At 60.7% G+C, this 17,675-nt stretch carries 16 protein-coding genes; 10 read left to right on the top strand and 6 right to left on the bottom strand.

Features of this window, described 5'->3' with window-relative positions:
- Positions 1-12 precede the first annotated feature (12 nt).
- From rpsJ to rplW, 4 genes are read left to right on the top strand one after another with little or no spacing between them, the layout of a single operon-like run.
- On the top strand, positions 13-321 hold the full coding sequence (gene rpsJ / locus NFR19_RS00075) for a 30S ribosomal protein S10 (protein WP_251211734.1): 309 nt from the start codon (positions 13-15) through the stop codon (positions 319-321).
- Positions 322-331: 10 nt separating this feature from the next.
- Positions 332-970: a 50S ribosomal protein L3 gene (gene rplC, locus NFR19_RS00070; protein ID WP_349665491.1), complete on the top strand. Its 639-nt coding sequence runs from the start codon at positions 332-334 to the stop codon at positions 968-970.
- 6 nt (positions 971-976) lie between these two features.
- Positions 977-1,609 carry a 50S ribosomal protein L4 gene (gene rplD, locus NFR19_RS00065; RefSeq protein WP_432762706.1) on the top strand — a complete coding sequence of 211 codons (633 nt, stop codon included), beginning with the start codon at positions 977-979 and terminating at the stop codon, positions 1,607-1,609.
- The gene (gene rplW, locus NFR19_RS00060; RefSeq protein ID WP_251211733.1) at positions 1,609-1,896 is read left to right on the top strand and encodes a 50S ribosomal protein L23; all 288 of its coding nucleotides are present in this window, start codon (positions 1,609-1,611) and stop codon (positions 1,894-1,896) included. Before rplD ends, rplW begins: the two co-directional genes overlap by 1 nt.
- Positions 1,897-2,170: 274 nt before the next feature.
- Here rplW and NFR19_RS08950 read toward each other — a convergent pair whose 3' ends face one another.
- Positions 2,171-2,617 carry a helix-turn-helix domain-containing protein gene (locus tag NFR19_RS08950; protein ID WP_432762709.1) on the bottom strand — a complete coding sequence of 149 codons (447 nt, stop codon included), beginning with the start codon at positions 2,615-2,617 and terminating at the stop codon, positions 2,171-2,173.
- Between the two features lie 145 nt (positions 2,618-2,762).
- Between NFR19_RS08950 and NFR19_RS00055 the strand changes: the two genes are divergently transcribed.
- The 5 genes from NFR19_RS00055 to NFR19_RS00035 all read left to right on the top strand — a co-directional run bounded on the left by NFR19_RS00055 (position 2,763) and on the right by NFR19_RS00035 (position 10,750).
- The gene (locus tag NFR19_RS00055) at positions 2,763-3,245 is read left to right on the top strand and encodes a hypothetical protein (protein WP_251211732.1); all 483 of its coding nucleotides are present in this window, start codon (positions 2,763-2,765) and stop codon (positions 3,243-3,245) included.
- A 7-nt stretch (positions 3,246-3,252) separates the two neighbouring features.
- Complete coding sequence (locus tag NFR19_RS00050; protein ID WP_251211731.1) at positions 3,253-6,609, top strand: FtsX-like permease family protein; 3,357 nt, start codon at positions 3,253-3,255, stop codon at positions 6,607-6,609.
- A 147-nt stretch (positions 6,610-6,756) separates the two neighbouring features.
- A complete protein-coding gene (locus NFR19_RS00045) occupies positions 6,757-7,458 on the top strand; it encodes an ABC transporter ATP-binding protein (protein ID WP_251211730.1) in 702 nt (233 codons plus the stop codon).
- A gap of 99 nt (positions 7,459-7,557) precedes the next feature.
- The gene (gene tig, locus NFR19_RS00040) at positions 7,558-8,949 is read left to right on the top strand and encodes a trigger factor (RefSeq protein ID WP_251211729.1); all 1,392 of its coding nucleotides are present in this window, start codon (positions 7,558-7,560) and stop codon (positions 8,947-8,949) included.
- Positions 8,930-10,750, top strand: a complete 1,821-nt coding sequence (locus NFR19_RS00035; RefSeq protein WP_251211728.1) for a YgiQ family radical SAM protein — start codon at positions 8,930-8,932, stop codon at positions 10,748-10,750. Before tig ends, NFR19_RS00035 begins: the two co-directional genes overlap by 20 nt.
- 149 nt (positions 10,751-10,899) lie before the next feature.
- On the opposite strand, the gene NFR19_RS00030 is transcribed toward NFR19_RS00035, so the two are convergent.
- From NFR19_RS00030 to NFR19_RS00015, 4 genes are all read right to left on the bottom strand, one after another.
- Entirely contained in the window at positions 10,900-11,307 is a 408-nt protein-coding gene (locus NFR19_RS00030; RefSeq protein WP_251211727.1) for a type II toxin-antitoxin system VapC family toxin, read from the bottom strand.
- A 4-nt stretch (positions 11,308-11,311) separates the two neighbouring features.
- Positions 11,312-11,548, bottom strand: a complete 237-nt coding sequence (locus tag NFR19_RS00025) for a ribbon-helix-helix domain-containing protein (RefSeq protein ID WP_251211726.1) — start codon at positions 11,546-11,548, stop codon at positions 11,312-11,314.
- Positions 11,549-11,858: 310 nt separating this feature from the next.
- The gene (locus NFR19_RS00020; protein WP_251211725.1) at positions 11,859-12,941 is read right to left on the bottom strand and encodes an alpha/beta hydrolase; all 1,083 of its coding nucleotides are present in this window, start codon (positions 12,939-12,941) and stop codon (positions 11,859-11,861) included.
- A 149-nt stretch (positions 12,942-13,090) separates the two neighbouring features.
- A complete protein-coding gene (locus tag NFR19_RS00015) occupies positions 13,091-14,713 on the bottom strand; it encodes a helix-turn-helix domain-containing protein (RefSeq protein WP_251211724.1) in 1,623 nt (540 codons plus the stop codon).
- An 827-nt stretch (positions 14,714-15,540) separates the two neighbouring features.
- On the opposite strand from NFR19_RS00015, the gene NFR19_RS00010 reads away from it, so the two are divergent.
- The gene (locus NFR19_RS00010; RefSeq protein ID WP_251211723.1) at positions 15,541-16,920 is read left to right on the top strand and encodes a DUF6273 domain-containing protein; all 1,380 of its coding nucleotides are present in this window, start codon (positions 15,541-15,543) and stop codon (positions 16,918-16,920) included.
- Between the two features lie 113 nt (positions 16,921-17,033).
- On the opposite strand, the gene NFR19_RS00005 is transcribed toward NFR19_RS00010, so the two are convergent.
- Positions 17,034-17,675: hypothetical protein (locus NFR19_RS00005; RefSeq protein ID WP_251211722.1), on the bottom strand; the 642-nt coding region annotated here is incomplete at its 5' end.

The following is a 17,675-nucleotide window of genomic DNA, read 5'->3' as shown; positions in this document are numbered from 1 at the left end:
GGAGAATACCAAGTGGCTAATCAAAAGATCCGCATCCGCCTGAAGGGCTATGATCACGAGATCGTGGACCAGTCCACGAAGCTGATCGTGGACACGGCCCAAAAGACTGGTGCCAAGATTTCCGGACCCATTCCGCTGCCGACCGAGCGCAACATGTATTGCGTCATCCGCTCGCCGCACGTGAACAAGGATTCCCGCGAGCAGTTCGAGATGCGCACCCACAAGCGCCTGATCGACATCCTGGAGCCCACGCCCAACACCGTGGACTCCCTGATGCGCCTCGATCTGCCGGCTGGCGTCGACATCGAGATCAAGCTGTAGGAGGCGCGCAATGGCAATGAATGAGATATACGGCAAGAAGCTGGGCATGACTCAGCTCTTCACCGAGGACGACACATTGGTGGCGGTTACCGTCATCCAGGCCGAGCCCAACACGGTGTGTCAGGTGAAAACCACCGACACCGACGGCTACGAGGCTGTGCAGGTGGGCTTCGGGCACATCAAGCCCCAGAAGGTGAACAAGCCCATGCGGGGTCACTTCGATAAGCAGGGCACCGAGCCGAAGAAGTATCTGCGCGAGATCCGCGTGGAGAACGCCGCCGACTACAAGGTGGGCGACGAGCAGACGGTGGCGGCGTTCGCTGAGGTACCGAAAGTGGACGTGACCGGCACCAGCAAAGGCAAGGGCTTCGCGGGCGTCATCAAGCGCTACGGTTTCGGCGGCGGCCCGGGCGGTCACGGTGCGCACTTCCATCGTGCGCCCGGTTCGGTGGGTCAGTGCGCCACGCCGTCCCGCGTGTTCAAGGGCGTGCGCCTTCCCGGCCACATGGGCTGCGACACGGTGACCGTGAGCAACCTGGACGTCATGCGCATCGACGAGGATCAGAACCTGATCCTGGTGAAGGGCGCGATCCCCGGCGGCAAGAACGGCGTTGTGCGCGTGCGCGCGGCCAAGTCGCTGAACCTGTAAGGAGAGATGATGGCAACACTTGAGATAAAGGACGCAAAGGGCAAGGCGGCTGGCAAGGCTGACCTCAACGATGCCGTATTCGGCATCGAGCCCAACATGCATGTGATGCACCGCACGGTGAAGGCTCAGCAGGCTGATTGGCGCCAGGGCACGGCCAACACGAAGACGCGCCGCCATGTGAGCGGCGGTGGCAAGAAGCCGTGGCGGCAGAAGGGCACCGGTCGTGCTCGTCAGGGCACCATCCGTGCGCCACAATGGCGCGGTGGCGGCGTGGTGTTCGGGCCGCATTCCCGCGACTATCACCAGAAGGTGAACCGCAAGGAGATCAAGCTGGCCATGCGCAGCGCACTGTCCGCGAAGCTGGCCGACGGTGAGATCATTTTGGTGAAGCCGTTCACGTGGGGCGAGAAGCCGCGCACGAAGGATGCGGTGGCGGCGCTGAAGGCGTTGGGCATCGACAACGAGCGCGTGACGCTGGTCATTGAGAACGAGGACGTGGACACGTTCCTGTCATTCCGCAACATCCCCACGGTGGACATCCTGCCGGTGAACGATATCAACACCTACGAGATTCTGGACAACAAGAAGCTGGTCATCGTTGACAGCTGCCTGACCTACATCGAGGAGGTGCTTGCATAATGTCCCGCGATCCCAGGAGCATCATCATCCGTCCGATCATCTCTGAGCACAGCTATGACGTGCTGGAGAACAACGTGTACACCTTCGAGGTGGCTAAGGACGCCAACAAGATCGAGATTCGCCAGGCTATCGAGGCTATCTTCGACGTGAAGGTCACGAAGGTTAACACGCTGAACGTGAAGCCGAAGCCCAAGCGCGTGCGCTACCAGAAGGGCTTGACCCGCAGCTGGAAGAAGGCTATGGTCACGCTGGCTGAAGGCGACGAGATAGCCATCTTCGCCAGCTAGGCTTGACGATCGGAACTGCGATGGCCGCCGTGCGGCTGGTGCGCAGTCATTCGACGACGGAAGACCCCAGAGCAGATGCTTCTGGGGTCTTTTTATGCTTGCGGAATGGAAAATATTCATAGTTAATGCGACCTTTGAGAATATGTGATCTCTACTGGGGTAAACGCAACCCTGAGGCCGCGTTTTCGCATGGTAGAGGGGTTTGATGGGGATCGTTTGCAAGGGGTGAGGTATGTTTTGAGGCGTAACAACACGACTACGACACGTGCGACGCTCATATTGATGCCGCGCCTGGATTCGCTTCTGCGATCCTTTGCTGCCGTGTCAGCCTCGCAAGCGACATAGCGCTGGCGATCGCGCACGGTGCAGCCGATAAGTAGCGGCATCCGTTGCAGACATGCGGGAAGCCATCGAGCTTGTTGCATCGTTTGCCTGACTTCCGGAAGGTGGCGCAGCGCATCCTGCAATCAGCGAGCTTGCGATGTGCGCATGACTCCCCAGGCCGCGCGCAGCTGTCTCCGCAGACTCCCGAGCGCACGCAGATGGAGCGCTCCGCGCATCCGCCCAGGCGGCCTTTGGGAGGTCTTGGGGTCCTGTTGTGGCGTATTTCCCGAGAGATGGTCGAAGGGCTTCTTCCCAATGTCTTCGCTATCTTCTTAAGGGAATATCCTCGGTCAAGCGATTCTTGGATCACCCTTCTTTCGTAGAGCGTCAACTGCATGTATGCTTTTGCCATGGCCGTGTCCTTTCTTTGCGTTCTTGCTGGTATGGCAAAAGCAGAATAAGGGGAAGGGCGCGGCTTTGCTCTGGGCAAAGACTTCAAAACTAGGTGCAACCCGTTGCAGTTACTCTGGTGAGGATTGCGGTTGGGTTGCGGTTACCTCGCGAAGATCGCCAACAAAGATGCCGAGGGTAATTTGGATGGCACCTACACGGTGACCTTACCGGTGGTGGATGCGAACGGGCGCATAAGCCCTGTCACCACGCAGTACTTCCCGGCCGGAGCTTCCACTGAATTCAACTTGCTCCCCGATACGGGGTATGCGGCGTCGGCGGTTGAGGTGGACGGCCAGATACAGAGCTGGTCGGGCACCAAATACGTGTTCGCGGGGGCGCAGGGTGGCAGCACCCACACGCTCAAGGTGACGTTCACTGCCACGCCGCTGGCGGGTACCGGCACGCCTGGTGGCATCGCTAAGCGCCTGCTCGGCAGCATGGGCATGCTCGCTCGAACGGGAGACGGGACTGCGCCACGGGTGCTTGCGATGGCATCAGCTGCCTGCGCGGGGTTGGGCGTAGCGCTGCTCACGCGCAACCGTCGTCGCAAGGAGTACCCGCGTCCGCTATGATAAGGGGATGAAGCAGAAGGCTTTCAACAAAGAGATACGGCGCTCCATCACCCATTCGCTGGGGCGCTTCATCGCCATCTTCGCCATCGTGGCGTTGGGCGTGGGGTTCTATGCGGGTCTGCAGATGACCGCGCCCGACATGAAGCTGGCAGCTGATGCCTTCTATGACGAAACCGAGCTCTACGACATCCGCGTAGTGTCAACCATGGGCCTTTCCGAGCAGAACGTCCGCGCACTCTCGCTCGTTGAGGGCGTGGAAGCGGTGCAGGCTGATCGCGAGACCGATGCGGAGGGCATGTTGGGCGGCGAACCCTACGCCTTCCGCATCCATTCCATTGCGAGTATGGTCTTCGAGAAGGGCCAGCCTGTGTCCAAAGGTGCGTCGAACGACGCAACGGACGATACGGCGAACGACGCAGTGCAGTTTGATGCCGTCGAACCCGCTATCAACCAACTGATGGTGAAGGAGGGCAGGCTGCCCCAGGCGCCGGGCGAATGCGTCATCTCAGCCGACCGCATCATGAACGAGCCGGTGCAGCTGGGCGACACCATCACGCTGACCGAAGGCACGACCGATCTGGCCGAGGTGCTGACGCGCACGGAGTTCACGGTGGTGGGTTTGGCCAGCTCGCCGTACTACACTTCCACTACTGACATGGGGTCAACGTCGGTGGGCAGCGGCATGATCGAGCAGTTCATGTACATCCCCGAAAGCGATTTCTCGCCGGATTACCCCATCAGCGAGGCGTTCATATTGGTGGAGGGCGCGCGCGAGTTGAACGGGTCGTCGGCGGCATACGACGCGGCGGTGGCGGCGGTCATGGATCGGGTGGAGGCCATTGCGGCCGAACAAGCGCAGCAACGCCGCCAGGAACTGCAAAACCAGGCCCAGGAAGAACTCGATCGGGCGCGCGCAGACTATGAGCGAGAGCGCGACGAAGCGAACGCCACGCTCGACGATGCCAAGCGGCAGCTTGACCAGGCGCAGACACAGATCAAGGCGAGCGAGGGCAAGATAGCCTCAGGCCAGCGCGAGCACGCCAATGGCACCGCGCAGCTCGATCAGCAGCGTGCCGACGCTCAGGGACAGATGGCCGACGCTCAGGGGCAGATAGATGCGAACCGCGCCACGCTGCAACAGTCAGCAGCCACGCTCGAATCCACGAAGGCTCAGCTGGATGCGGGTTGGGCGCACGTGGCGGCGCAGGGTGTCACGAAGGACAACGCGGCTGCCACGGTGCAGTCGCTGAAGGCTCAGCTGGCGCAGATCCCAGAGAGCCTGCCGCAGTACGCGCAACTGCAAGCGCAGATAACCCAGCTGGAGAAGTTGGTCGAGGGCCAGGCGGCCTACGACGCGGGTAAGAAGCGCTACGACGATGGCATGCAACAGCTGACGCAGGCGCAAGCCGAGCTGGACCAGAAGCGCGCCAGCGCCGACGCGCAGATGGCTGACGCGCAGCAGAAGCTGGATGCGGCGTCCGCCGAGCTTTCGAGCGGGCGGCGTCAGCTGGCATCGGGGCGAGCCGATTACGCTGCGGGCTTGGCTGAATACGAGCAGGGGCGCGCCGACGCTGATACCGAGTTCGCCCAGGCCGAAGCCGACCTGGCGCAGGCGCAAGCCGACATCGATGCCATCGAGATGCCCGAATGGCTCGTCATGGATCGCTCGAAGAACTACGGCGCCGAAAGCTTCCAGATGGATGCCGACCGCGTGGGCAACATCGCTGCGGTGTTCCCGCTGATCTTCTTCCTAGTGGCTGCGTTGGTGGCGCTGACCACCATGACGCGCATGGTGGACGAAGAGCGCATGCAGATCGGCACGTACAAGGCGCTCGGGTACAGCCGCAGCCGCATCACCTCGAAGTACCTCATCTATGCAGGAGCGGCCAGCGTGGCTGGGTCGGTGGCGGGCATCGCGGCGCTCAGCTTCACGCTACCGGCGGTCATCATGGAGGCCTATGCCATCGTGTACGTGGTGCCAACGGCGGCCTTGCAGCTCGATTGGCCCATCGCGCTTGCGGCGGCAGGTCTTGGGGTGGGCATCACGCTGCTGGCCACGGCGGCGGCCTGTCTGTCCACCCTGCGTGAAAGCCCCGCAGCGCTCATGCTGCCGCCCGCGCCCAAGGCGGGCAAGCGCATCCTGCTCGAGCGCATTCGCCCGCTGTGGGGGCGGCTGTCGTTTCTCTGGAAGGTGACGTGTCGCAACATCTTCCGCTACAAGAAGCGCCTGTTCATGACCGTGGTGGGCATTGCAGGCTGCACAGCGCTGCTGCTGACCGGTTTCGGGCTGCAAGACAGCATCAACGACATCATCGACAAGCATTTCGGTGCGCTGGTGAAGTACACGGTGGTGGTCACCGAGGAAGACGATGCCACCGAGGCCGATCGCGCGCAGGTACAGCGAGACATTCGCGAGGTGGGCCACGCCGCCACGAGCGCACGCGCGCATCAGGAGAGCATGGTTGCCGTGGGCGGGGGCCCGGGGGCAACGGCGGCAAACCCTGCTACCGAGGACTTATCGGTTGACGTGGTGGTGCCGGAGGATCCCGATGCGTTCGCGCAGCTGTGGATCCTGCGCAACCGGCAAAGCGGCCAGACGTTGACGCTTTCTGACGAGGGCGCCGTCATCACCGAGAAATTGGCTTCCGAGAACGGCATTGCCGTGGGCGATACGGTCGTGATCGCCGAGAAGGATGCCATGGGCAACGCCACAGGCACCATGGTCAGCGTGCCGGTAGCAGGCATTGCCGAGAACTACGTGGGGCACCGGGTGTTCCTCTCGCCTGCGGCCTACGAGCGCGCGTTCGGGCATGCGCCCGTCTTCGAGACGACCTTCGCCGACATCAGCAACGACGAAGGCGTGCGCGATGCGTTCACGGCCGCGTTGCAGCAGGTCGCGGGCGTGAAGACGGTGGCCTACAACGACGAGACCATCGACAGCTACAAGACGGCGCTCAAGTCGGTGAACATGGTGGTCGTGGTGTTGATCTTGGCTGCGGCGGCGTTGGCGTTCATCGTGCTGTACAACCTGACCAACATCAACATCACCGAGCGCATGCGCGAGATCGCCACCTTGAAGGTGCTGGGTTTCACGCGCGCCGAGGTGCAGACCTACATTTTCCGCGAAACCATCATCTTGTCAGTGCTGGGTGCGCTGGTGGGGTTGGTGCTGGGCATTTTCCTGGAGAACTTCGTGGTGACCAGCGCCGAGGTGAACCAGGTCATGTTCGGGCGCGACATTCATGCGTTGAGCTTCGTGTTGGCGTTCGTGCTGACCATGGCGTTCACCGTGCTGGTGATGCTGGTCATGCGCCGCAAGTTGGATAAGGTGAACATGGTGGAGAGCCTGAAATCGAACGAATAGGGCGGTGTGGCGGCCGTACGACCCGGTTGCGTTAGATCGCCTGAGTCCGCGGGACCGGTCGGGTCGCACAAGACGACCTGGGCTGCGGGGGACCGCTTGGGCCGCACATGACCGCGCAAGACCGTATGCAGGAGGAAGAAGAAGGCCATGGCATTTCTGGAAGTGAGCGAGCTGTGCAAGACCTACCGCATGGGCGAGGTGGAAGTGTCCGCTGTGCGCGACATGAGCTTTACCGTTGAGCGCGGTGAATTCGTGGTGGTGGTCGGCCCTAGCGGCTCGGGCAAGACCACGCTGCTCAACATGATCGGCGGCATGGATACGGTCACATCGGGCAGCATCGTGCTGGATGGCGTGCGCGTCAGCGACTACACGCCCAAAGAGGTCACGTTCTACCGGCGCTATGATATCGGCTTCGTCTTCCAGTTCTACAATCTAGTGGCCAACCTGACCGCGGTGGAGAACGTGGAGCTGGCAAGCCAGATCTGCAAGGACCCCATGGATGCCGCCGAGGCGCTCAAGGCAGTAGGGCTGGGGCATCGGCTGGCGAATTTCCCCGGACAGCTCTCCGGCGGCGAGCAGCAGCGCGTGGCCATCGCACGCGCTCTGGCGAAGAATCCGAAGCTGCTGCTGTGCGACGAGCCTACCGGCGCGCTCGATTACGAGACGGGCAAGGCCATTTTGCTCTTGTTGCAGCAGACGTGCCGCGACACAGGACGCACCGTCATGGTCATCACGCACAACCAGGCGTTCGAGTGCATCGCCGATCGGGTGATCCGCATTCATGGCGGACATGTGGCCGAGGTGACCACCAATGCGCATCCCGATTCCGCCGACACGCTCGAGTGGTAGGGCGCACCGCGTCAAGATCGAAGTTCGTGCGCCTGTACGGGCCGGTATGCTGCTACAATGCGCATCAAACGATGATTATTCTGAAATCAGGAGATGCACATGAAAGTAACCGAGAAGAAGCAGCAAGACGGCACCATACTGATGCAGGTCACGGCCACGCCCGCCGAGATCGATGCGGCCATGGATGCCGCGCAGATCGCATTCGCGCAAAGCATGGGATTGCGGCCCGAGCCCGGCAAGACACCAGCGCAGGTGGCCGAAGAGCAGATGGGCGTGAAGGACCTGGATGCCATCGTGGCGCCGGGTGCGCTGGAGGCGCTGGTGCCCATGGCGCTCGATGCGAAGAATCTGGTCCCGCTGTATCCGCCCAAGCCTCAAGCCACCGGCATGCTGGCGCGCGGGCAGGAGTTCTCGTTTGAAATGACGGTGGAGCCCAAGCCAGCCTACGAGCTGACCTCGTATGAGCCGGTGAGCATCACCGTGCCGAAGTTCCAGATAACCGACGAGATCGTTGACGCCGAGGTGGCGAATTTGGCCGAGCGTTACAAGGCCTACGTGGCCGACCCGGAAGCGGCGCCCGACCGCATGGTGCAGAAGGGTGACGACATCAAGATCGCCATCAAGGCGTTCGAGGACGGCGTGGAGATGAAGCAGCTGTCCACCGAGGGCCGCACCTACACGGCAGGCGAAGGGTACATGCCCGAAGGCTTCGAGGCCGAGGTGCTGGGCATGAAGGCGGGCGAGACGAAGGAGTTCAGCTTCGATGGCCCCGATTTTGACGAAGACTTCAAGCCCATCACGAAGAAGGTGGACGCAACGGTCACGGTGCTGGAGTTTCAGCGCGAAGAGATACCGCAGATCGACGATGCTTGGGTGAAGCAGCACATGCCCATCTACGACACTGTGGAGCAGCTGCGCGCTGACATCGCGCGCAAGCTGGAAGCGGAAGGGCGCGAGCACTACGACGCGCAGGTGCGTCAGCTGGCTGCCGAACAGGCTGCGGAGCGGTTCGAGGGCAGCATTCCCGATGCGGCATATGAGGCCATGCGCGACCAGCTGATGGCGCAGTATCGCCAGCAGGTGCAGCAGCAGGGTCGCAGCTGGGAAGACTTCATGCAGGAGGCGGGCGGCGAGCAGCAGTTCAGCATGCTGATGATGATGCAGGTGCGGCAGATGCTGGTCATCGGGTTCGCGCTGGATGCCATCTTCCGCCACGAGAGGCTTACCCTGACCGACGAGGATATCCTTGAGACGTGCTATGCCATGAATCCGCAGGCTAACCCGAAGGCCCTGCGCGAGCAGATGGAGCAATCGGGGCGCGGCTTTGCGCTGCGTGAGAGCGCCGAGCGGTTGAAGGCTAACAAGTGGCTGGTGGAAACGGCCGATATCACCTATGCCGATCCGACCATGCCCACGGTGGACCCTGCTGCCATTGCCGCGGCTGCCAATGCTGTCAACGCCGCTTCTGCCGATGCCGCCGCGAACAACTAGCTTTCTTCCCATAACCGCCGAAGAGGCGGCTGCGCGTGGATGGGATCAGGTCGATTTCGTCTATGTGTGCGGGGATGCCTATGTTGACCATTCGTCCTTCGGCGCGGCCATCATCTGCCGCCTGCTGGAGGCGAAGGGCTTCCGCGTTGGCATCATCGCGCAACCCGACTGGCGCGATGCGGCCTCGATGGCTGTGTTCGGCGAGCCGCGACTGGGGTTTCTGGTGTCGGCGGGCAACATGGATTCCATGGTCAACCATTACACGGTGGCGAAGCGCCGTCGTCGCCGCGATGCGTATAGCCCGGGCGGCCAGATGGGCAGGCGCCCCGACTACGCGGCGGTAGTGTACGCGAACCTGATCCGGCGTACCTTCAAGCACACGCCCATCATCTTGGGCGGCATCGAGGCGTCGTTGCGTCGCCTGGCGCACTACGATTACTGGTCTGATGCGGTGAAGCGCTCCATCTTGCTTGATTCTGGCGCCGATCTGGTGTCGTATGGCATGGGGGAGCGCAGCATCGTGGATATCGCTGAGGCGCTTGAGGCGGGCCTGTCCGTTCGCGATCTGACCTACATTCCGGGCACCGTCTGTCGGGTGCGCTCCCTCGAGCATATCTACGACTATCAGCTGCTGCCCAGCTGGGATGAGGTGCGCGCTGACAAGCTGGCCTTCGCGCGCTCGTTCGCCGTGCAATACGACAATTCTGACCCGTTCACGGGCAAGCGCTTGGTAGAGCCGTACTCCGATACGCTGTTCGTGGTGCAGAACCCGCCTGCCGAGCCGCTTTCCCAAGAAGAGCTGGACATGGTGTATCGCTTGCCGTTCGCACGCACGTGGCACCCAAGCTACGATGCGGTCGGCGGCGTGCCTGCGCTCTCTGAGGTGCGTTTCTCGCTGACCAGCAGTCGCGGCTGCTTCGGTGAATGTGCGTTTTGCGCGCTCACGTTCCATCAAGGGCGCATCGTCGTGGGTCGCAGCGCCGATGCGCTGGTGGAAGAAGCGCGCGCCATAACGGAGGACCCCACGTTCAAGGGCTACATTCACGATGTGGGCGGCCCTACGGCGAACTTCCGGCAGCCCGCATGTGCCAAGCAGCTGAAGGCGGGCGCGTGCACGAACCGTCGATGCCTGGCGCCTGAACCCTGCCCGAATCTTGAGGTTGACCACGGCGATTATGTGGCGTTGCTGCGCCGTTTGCGCGCGTTGCCCGGCGTGAAGAAGGTGTTCGTGCGCAGCGGCATTCGCTTCGATTATGCGCTGCTCGACGACGACCCGACGTTCCTGCGCGAACTGGTGGAGCATCACGTGAGCGGCCAGCTGCGCGTGGCGCCGGAGCACGTGTCGGATACGGTGCTCGCGTGCATGGGCAAGCCGCCGCATCAGGTGTATATGCGCTTCGTGGAGGCGTTCCAGGCGGAATGCGCACGGGCGGGCAAAGAGCAGTACGTGGTGCCGTATTTGATGTCGTCACATCCGGGGTGCACGCTGGCCGATGCGGTGGAGCTGGCCGAATTCTGCCGCGATATGGGCTACAACCCCGAGCAGGTGCAGGATTTCTATCCCACGCCCGGCAGCATGGCTACGGCCATGTATTACACCGGCGTGGATCCGCGCACCATGCAGCCCGTCTACGTGCCGAAGGACCCGCACGAGAAGGCCATGCAGCGCGCGCTCATTCAGTACCGCAATCCGAAGAACCGCAAGCTGGTGCGCGAGGCCCTGCGCCGCGTTGGCCGCCAGGATCTCATCGCTTCTCTTGCCCCGGCGTCGCAGAAAACGGCTGCGTCAAAGCCGCGGTAGAGGACCGTCCCGGCGCAGCGTGAGAAGAAAAAGGCGGACGAGTAACGCTACCGAATGGCGCTACCGAATGATGCCGACGAATGACACTATCGAATGGCGCTACCGAATGATGCCAACGAACAATGCTCGATACCGGCATCTCGCGCACGTTAAAGCGCGATCTCGGCCCATTCTTCCACGGCAAGCCCGGGAACGCGCTGGAATTCGCGCGCGTTGTTCGTGATGAGCACAGCGCCCCGTGCTAAGGCGGTAGCCGCGATCAAGTAGTCGTTCGCCCCGATGGTCTTGCCAGCTTGTTCCAGGTGAGCTCTGATACGTCCATAGTGCTGCGCGCATATTCCATCAAAGGGCACAAGTTCAAAGGGGAGCAGCAGCATTTCCACCCGCAAGCGCTCCTGCTCAGGATTCTGGCACTTTTCAGCGCCCACGAGCAACTCCGCTTTTACGATGCTCGACACGCCGAACAGGCGGGCATCGCTTTCGCGTAGCTTGTCGTAGATGAGGCGCGAGGTGCCGCGAAGAAAATCGATCAGAATGTTGGTGTCGAGCATGTACATGCGATCACCAGGCTTCGATCGGTTCGGGCGGAGCGTCGGTGCTCGCGGGGAAATCGGGGATGCTCCCAAAAAGGTCGAAATACCCCGGTGGCCAGCCATTGGTCCACCCATTGCGCTCGGTCTCATGACGCCGTTCCAGCATTTCGCGCGCGTATGAGGAAATTGAGGTACCGCGCTGCTCGGCATCTGCGCGCAGTGCGGCCATGGCAGTGTCATCCATATACAGAGAGATCTGCGCCACGCCGTTCCTCCTAACAAGTATATGAACAAGTATATATGGACTCTGGAGGTTTGGCAATTGCAGAACGCAGCCGCGATCGTGATGTTCGCGAGGTGCCCACGGCGGTGCTCTAGAGAGTCAAAAAGGGGCCCGCCGCACGGGCGAGCCCCCAGAAGAGAGAGGATCGGCTTCATTCGAGAGACCGCCCGGAGCGAGGGCTGCCTGTCCTCCCTATGGTGTCGCGGTCGCAGGTGGTCTGAGCGGGTCGCGGCTGACAGCGCAGCTAGCCGCGGTTCGCCACCGACCTTGCTCTTGGTCCGCTGTCGATTCTCTACTGACCCGCGTTCTTCACGTGCTTGTCCAAGAACTCCACCATCAGGTCGATCACCGCAGGCTGATCGAACATGGGGCCGCCGTGCCCAGCGCCTTCGATGGTGTAGCGCTCCACTTCCACGCCCGCGTCGTGCAGCCGCTTGTACAGCTCCATGGAAGCCACCGGCGAGACCAGCGTGTCCTTGTCGCCGTGCAGGATGAGGAACGCCGGATCGGTGCCGTCAATGTAGGTGAACGGGCTTGCCTCGGCCGCGGCTTCGGGCGTGTCGAACACCGATGCGCCCTTGTTGTCGCCGAACGCCGTGCCGTTGACGAGCATGGCCTCGGTGGTGGCGGGCGAGTTGTGGCCCTCTTCCAGACCGTCGGGCAGGTCGGCACCGATGATGGTCAGGTCGGACACGCCGTACAGGTCGATGACCGCGCTCACCGCCGAGCTTTCGTTGGTGTTCTCGCCAACGTCGAACTCCTTCACGTCTCCGGTCACGCCCAGCATGGTGGCGAAGTAGCCGCCCGCCGAGCTTCCCACGGTGCCCACGCGGTTCGGGTCGATGCTGAACTCAGCCGCGTGCGCGCGCAGCCACCGCACGGCTGCCTTCACGTCCTCCACCGGCTCTGGGAAGCGCGCCGTGGGCACCACGCGGTGCTGGATGGACGCCACCACGTACCCCGCCTGCGCAAAGGCCATGCGCTGCGTGATGCTGCGCGACGGCAGCGACCCAGTGAATCCGCCGCCGTTGATGTAGACGATCAGCGGGTAGGTCTCATCTTTCTTGCCGCCGGGGACCAGCATATCCACGTGCAGCTGCGTGCCACCGGGCAGAACCTGCTTGTACACCAGCCCTTCGGTCAGGTTGATGGAAGGCACGCTGGTGTCCACTTTCATCACGTTCTGGCTCGTTGCCTCGGCCAGCGTGGTGGTAGCTACGCCACCCGCAGCTAAAGACGTGTCCTTCGCGGGCTCGGCACCAGCTTGCGAGCACCCGAGCAACGTGGCACCTGCCGCTACCGCCGTCGCTGCACCGGCGAACTTGAGCATGTCGCGGCGCGACAGGGCGCCTCCATCGAGAATCGTTCCAGCCATTTGCTCTCCTTTCGTCCTCTCTCAGGATGCGAAGGATGCTACGCAACCGAGCGCGCACGCGCATCCCATGAAACATGGGGAATCGAGAAAGAAGGCGTCTGAACAGGTAATACTTGGCGCAGCATTTCGCGCACCTCGCGCGCAGTGCGCTATTCGGATTCAGCGAATGCGTCAATGAGCTCCTGTTTGGAGTGAATATCCATCTTTCGATAGATGGATTTCGAGAAGCTTTGTACGGTGCTCGGTGCAATGTAGAGCTTCTCGGCAGTGCGCTTCACGCTGTTGCCTCGGGCCAAACAGAGGGCAACTTCGGCTTCGCGCGCGGTCAGCCCGAAACGGGCGGCCAGGTGATCGGGGTTGGTCGTGGCTGCTAAAGGTGACGAGGTGAGCGGAGGTGTTGAGGTGTGCGTGGAGGTGGCTTGACGCAGCATGCCATCAAGGGGTGCGTTGCCGTCAGCCTCGGCCGCTGTTGCCGCCACTGCTCGCATGGCGTCTGCAGCATGCGGGCTTCCCAGTCGCTCTGCGATATCGGGTTGCACAAGGCGCCCCGTGCTCGACAGGCGCACGAAGGCCACCGCAGCGATCACCAGGGCGGCAACAGAGATAGCCGAGGTGCCCGCAAGCCCCAGAGGCATCAGATATCCCGTGGCCGATTCGGTATCGATCCCCAACATGCCGGGGATGCAATAGTTCATCAGCAGCGAGCACGTTTGATCGATGCACAGGAAAAACCCTACCGACGAAACCATCTCGGTGGCCGAGCCTGCTCGCAGCACCAAGAACATCCACAGGCAGAACTGCGCGCAAGTATACGCAGAGGTGACCAGGCGCCCGCCGACGCGCCCCTCGGTGACGGCGCACGCGATGACGCCGGTGAGAACGGCGCACAACAGCAGCGCCAAACAGGTGAGAAAAGCGGTTCGCGTATTGCGTGCACGCAGGAACAGCGCGGCCATGATGGTGGCGATCGCCACCGAGCACAGGTAGGTGAGCAGCCCGCGCAGGCTCGGGTTATAGCCAACCGCGTGGAAGAGCCAGCTGCTGCGCGTGAAGACCCCCGCGAGCATGGTGACCAGAATGAGCGCAATGGTGTAGGGTCCCAGCACGCGCACCCAGCGTCCGCGAAAATCGTCGTCCGCTGCGCTTGCGTCGGCCGCGCCTGCGTCGGTTTCGCCTGCGTCCGCTGCGCCTGCGTCGGCCGCGCATTCCGCGTTGCGTGCGCGAAGCCCGCGCCGGGCAAGCAGCAAGCATCCGGTGCAGAGCACGGGCAGCAGCGCCGAGGCCCAGCGGGCGCCTTCCGGCACCAGTTCCACCATTCCCACGAGAAAACTTGCCAAAAACGACAGCACCAGCGCACAGGGGGCGGCCTTTCCAAGCTGATGGCAGACCGTGGCGCACAAAAAGCCAACGCCCGCGAACCCCACGACCAAGAACAGCGTGCTCACCGCAAGCAGCCCCGCCACGCACTGGTCGCCCGCAAGCTGAATGTAGAGCGCGCTGGCGAACATCAGGGCGCTGCTCGCAACAGCCAGCGGCGTCGGTCGCTCAACCAGCCGCGCAAGCGCTTCGGGAGCCATGGCCAGCATGAATCCGACCACCACTGCAATGACTTGGAAGAAGAACAAGGCTCCGTACAGCTCGGGCGCAACCTGCGTGAAGATGCTTCCGAGGAACGGGCGGCGAAACATCGGCCAATACAGCGCCAGCCCCGTGATGGTCAGAACGCACGGCGCGCACCACAGCTCTTTTAGGCGATCCGATGCCAGATCCATCACTCCCTTCCCGTGCTCCCTATTGTAGCGGCACCGGGCGGCCGCAGCTGGCTACATCGGCCGCGCGGCAATACGGCCTCGGCATCGAGTGAGGTCGGTATAAAGTGGAGGCACCAGGTAGCCGCAGCTGGCCACATCGCCCGCGCGACAATACGGCCTCAGCATTGTGGTCAGTAAACGGAACCCTCAAGCACCCATTTCTGGCAAGAATCGACCTTATTGCCACGACAAGGCACTTTGAGGCCGCTTCTTGACTCCCTTTCTCAAATGCTAGACTTCTTCCTCGGAAAGTAATGCCTGTTCAGACGCTTGTGCCTGCCGTGAGTGGGGAATGCTCGTTGGCGATCCTGTGGCAATAAGGGCAATCTTTGCCAGGAACGACTCCAATTGTCGAACGTGCCCATGATCCCAATTGTTGAAAGTGCTCATAGTTGCCAGAAACGCCCCCAATTGTCAGAAATGCCCCCAATTGTCAGAACTGCTCTAGTCACCAGAAACACCCCTAGACACCAAAAACGATCCCAATTGCCAAAAGAGCCTCAGATATGTGCTCAGCACGAGAGGCTTCTGCCTTTTGTCAAACCTCTTCAAGGTCGGGCGCAACCTATTACGGTTACTCTGGTGAGGATTGCGGTTGGGTCGCGGTTAGTGCGAGAAGTTTCTACAACCGCAGGTTTGTGGAGAAAATCCGCAATCGATCGATTGGTTCTTGTGACCGTGCGCGGAAATATGTGAAACTCGCACAAGTTGAATGGGGAATGTAGTGACCATGCGTCGGTTCGCCGACGGTCGGCTTCTAGCCGAATGATGAAGGATTGGTTCAGACAATGAAAGCTACTTTCTCCAAGCGACTCGCGTCGTGTGCGCTCGCCGTTGTGATGGCGGCAAGCCTCAGTCCCTTCACGATAGCCGCTCAGGCGGGCTCCGCTTTTGCAGATGAGTCAGATGAGCCATCGGTAGCGGCTGAGACAAGAGCATATGCACCCCAAACGAATGTAGATTCTCCTGTGACCATCACTCTGCAAAATGAATATCCCCGAGGCATCAATATCGATAATCCTGCAGAGGTTAAGGGAACCGCTACGTTCAAGAACAATTCTTCAAATCCCGTTCGCATCAGCCAGATACAATGCGATTCTTCTAAGGTGGCAGACTACTTCGACCTTGATCCTCAGTCGAAAGCGTCCTTGCATCTGACAAGCCTTTACAATGAGGAACTGCGCGAAGGCTGGAAACCAGATGCTACCGGAGAAGTCTACAAATCGGATACAACGGGCATCTCTGCAGATCCAACTGTTGGGTATGTCTTGCCGAAGAGTGCGTCCACCAATGCTGATTTCGTGCTGAATCTGACAGGGAGCACTGCTAAGGATGCTGCTAAGGAGGCGGCTAAGAGTCCCGGAACCGACCAGGAGCTCATGAAGTGCACCTTTGTCTACGAGGGAGTGCGTGGTGCCGGGCCCATGACGGCTGCAGACAAGAATGCGGCAGACTTTTATCTAACGGACAAGCGCTTCGCTCATGAGGTTACGTATAGTCTTGCTGAGGTCAAGGCGGATGCAGAGGAACTCCCAAACCTCAGTGCTGGCAATTGGCTCTATGACATGTACTACGATTTCTGCACCGGAGATGGTACGAACTACGAGTGTAAGGTACGTTGGAATAATGCACTTTATCCGCTGCGAATCATCGGTCTGAACCAAGACGAGAAGGCCTCAGGCGGCATGGCGGGGCTTACCTTCTTGTTTGCAACACCGATGACCACTAAGCAGACGAGCGGTGGTGGCTCGTGGCCTACAACTGTTGTAGGCAGCTATCTCGCAGCGGATGGCATCAACAATCTTGCAGCAAACGTAAAGAATGCAATCGTGCCAGTAAAGAAGAGAAGTGTAGTAACCGAACAATATGGAGCAGGAAAATATACGGATACGACCGACTCGCTGTTCGTATTAGCAAGGGGCGAGATCAGCCAAACCCACGCGGATACGGCGGATGCAAGGCTTGGCCTGGGTCCAAATAAGGATCAGATCTATTTGGCTGCGACCGCAATGGGAGAACTGAGTTTTAGGCAGAGGCTTTACCCAAATAGCTTTTTGAGAGATACATATAGCGGCACGTATGGTTTCTACGTATACACCAATGGAAACATAGGATCCTTTGAAATAGACAAGGCGCCTAGGTCTATCACACCCGCATTCTGCCTGTAAGGCGATACCTTTACGTTAGGCAAAGACGACACAGGCAAACATCCAACAGCTACAAAGAAGCAACCTGCCCGAAGACCCAGGGCAGGTTGCTTGCATCGATAGACCTTCTGTATCTAGAAGCAGAAGGCAGGTCGATAGGAAAGAGGGCTGCTCCCACGGACCCAAGTAGGTGCACCAACAGAGTTGTTGAACGCATACGTAAAGTGATTTTGTGAATTGTAGTCACGTTCCCAACCCTTGCCTCCAAAGTCACCTTCGGGATTGGTCACTGCGCCAGCGGCAACGACAAGATAGCACTCTGTCTTATCCGCTCCGACACCTATAGGCTCATTGGCGACAGTGGCCCTGGTCGATAGCTCTTTGAACGAGGGGAAGAACACGCTGTCGACGGTATTGATGATCTGCCAGGTTGATCTGTCGCCCCAGCCCATGTCTCCACGAACGCTGATCTTCTTGACCTGCTTGATGGCACCACGGACGCCTGCCGGAAGCCCTGTCCAGCCCTGTCCAGAATTCAGCCACGTGCGTGCATTCGACGTCTCCCAGGAAGTGGTCGGCTGGCCCTCTCCCACTGAGTAGGTGACTGTATCTGTCTTCATCGGTTGCGTAAAAAGAAACGTCAGCCCAGCCATGCCGCCAGAGGCCTTCTCGTCCTGATTCAGGCCGATGATCCGCAGTGGATAAAGTGCATTGATTAGGGTATGATGAATCAATACAGAAAATTCCGAAAAGTTTAAACATAATAAAGTTTTCGG

This window comes from Adlercreutzia murintestinalis (assembly GCF_943192905.1).
Lineage (GTDB): Bacteria > Actinomycetota > Coriobacteriia > Coriobacteriales > Eggerthellaceae > Adlercreutzia_A > Adlercreutzia_A murintestinalis.
Note: the sequence above shows the minus strand (reverse complement) of the source record. Positions and strands in the feature narration are given on the sequence as shown.

Coding starts and splice junctions, on each gene's coding strand:
- NFR19_RS00010 (WP_251211723.1), top strand. CDS start 15,541: ATGAAAGCTACTTTCTCCAAGCGACTCGCGTCGTGTGCGCTCGCCGTT.
- NFR19_RS00015 (WP_251211724.1), bottom strand. CDS start 14,713: ATGGATCTGGCATCGGATCGCCTAAAAGAGCTGTGGTGCGCGCCGTGC.
- rplW (WP_251211733.1), top strand. CDS start 1,609: ATGTCCCGCGATCCCAGGAGCATCATCATCCGTCCGATCATCTCTGAG.
- tig (WP_251211729.1), top strand. CDS start 7,558: ATGAAAGTAACCGAGAAGAAGCAGCAAGACGGCACCATACTGATGCAG.
- NFR19_RS00030 (WP_251211727.1), bottom strand. CDS start 11,307: ATGTACATGCTCGACACCAACATTCTGATCGATTTTCTTCGCGGCACC.
- NFR19_RS00050 (WP_251211731.1), top strand. CDS start 3,253: ATGAAGCAGAAGGCTTTCAACAAAGAGATACGGCGCTCCATCACCCAT.
- rplD (WP_432762706.1), top strand. CDS start 977: ATGATGGCAACACTTGAGATAAAGGACGCAAAGGGCAAGGCGGCTGGC.
- NFR19_RS08950 (WP_432762709.1), bottom strand. CDS start 2,617: ATGCAGTTGACGCTCTACGAAAGAAGGGTGATCCAAGAATCGCTTGAC.
- NFR19_RS00035 (WP_251211728.1), top strand. CDS start 8,930: ATGCCGCCGCGAACAACTAGCTTTCTTCCCATAACCGCCGAAGAGGCG.
- NFR19_RS00020 (WP_251211725.1), bottom strand. CDS start 12,941: ATGGCTGGAACGATTCTCGATGGAGGCGCCCTGTCGCGCCGCGACATG.
- rplC (WP_349665491.1), top strand. CDS start 332: ATGGCAATGAATGAGATATACGGCAAGAAGCTGGGCATGACTCAGCTC.
- NFR19_RS00045 (WP_251211730.1), top strand. CDS start 6,757: ATGGCATTTCTGGAAGTGAGCGAGCTGTGCAAGACCTACCGCATGGGC.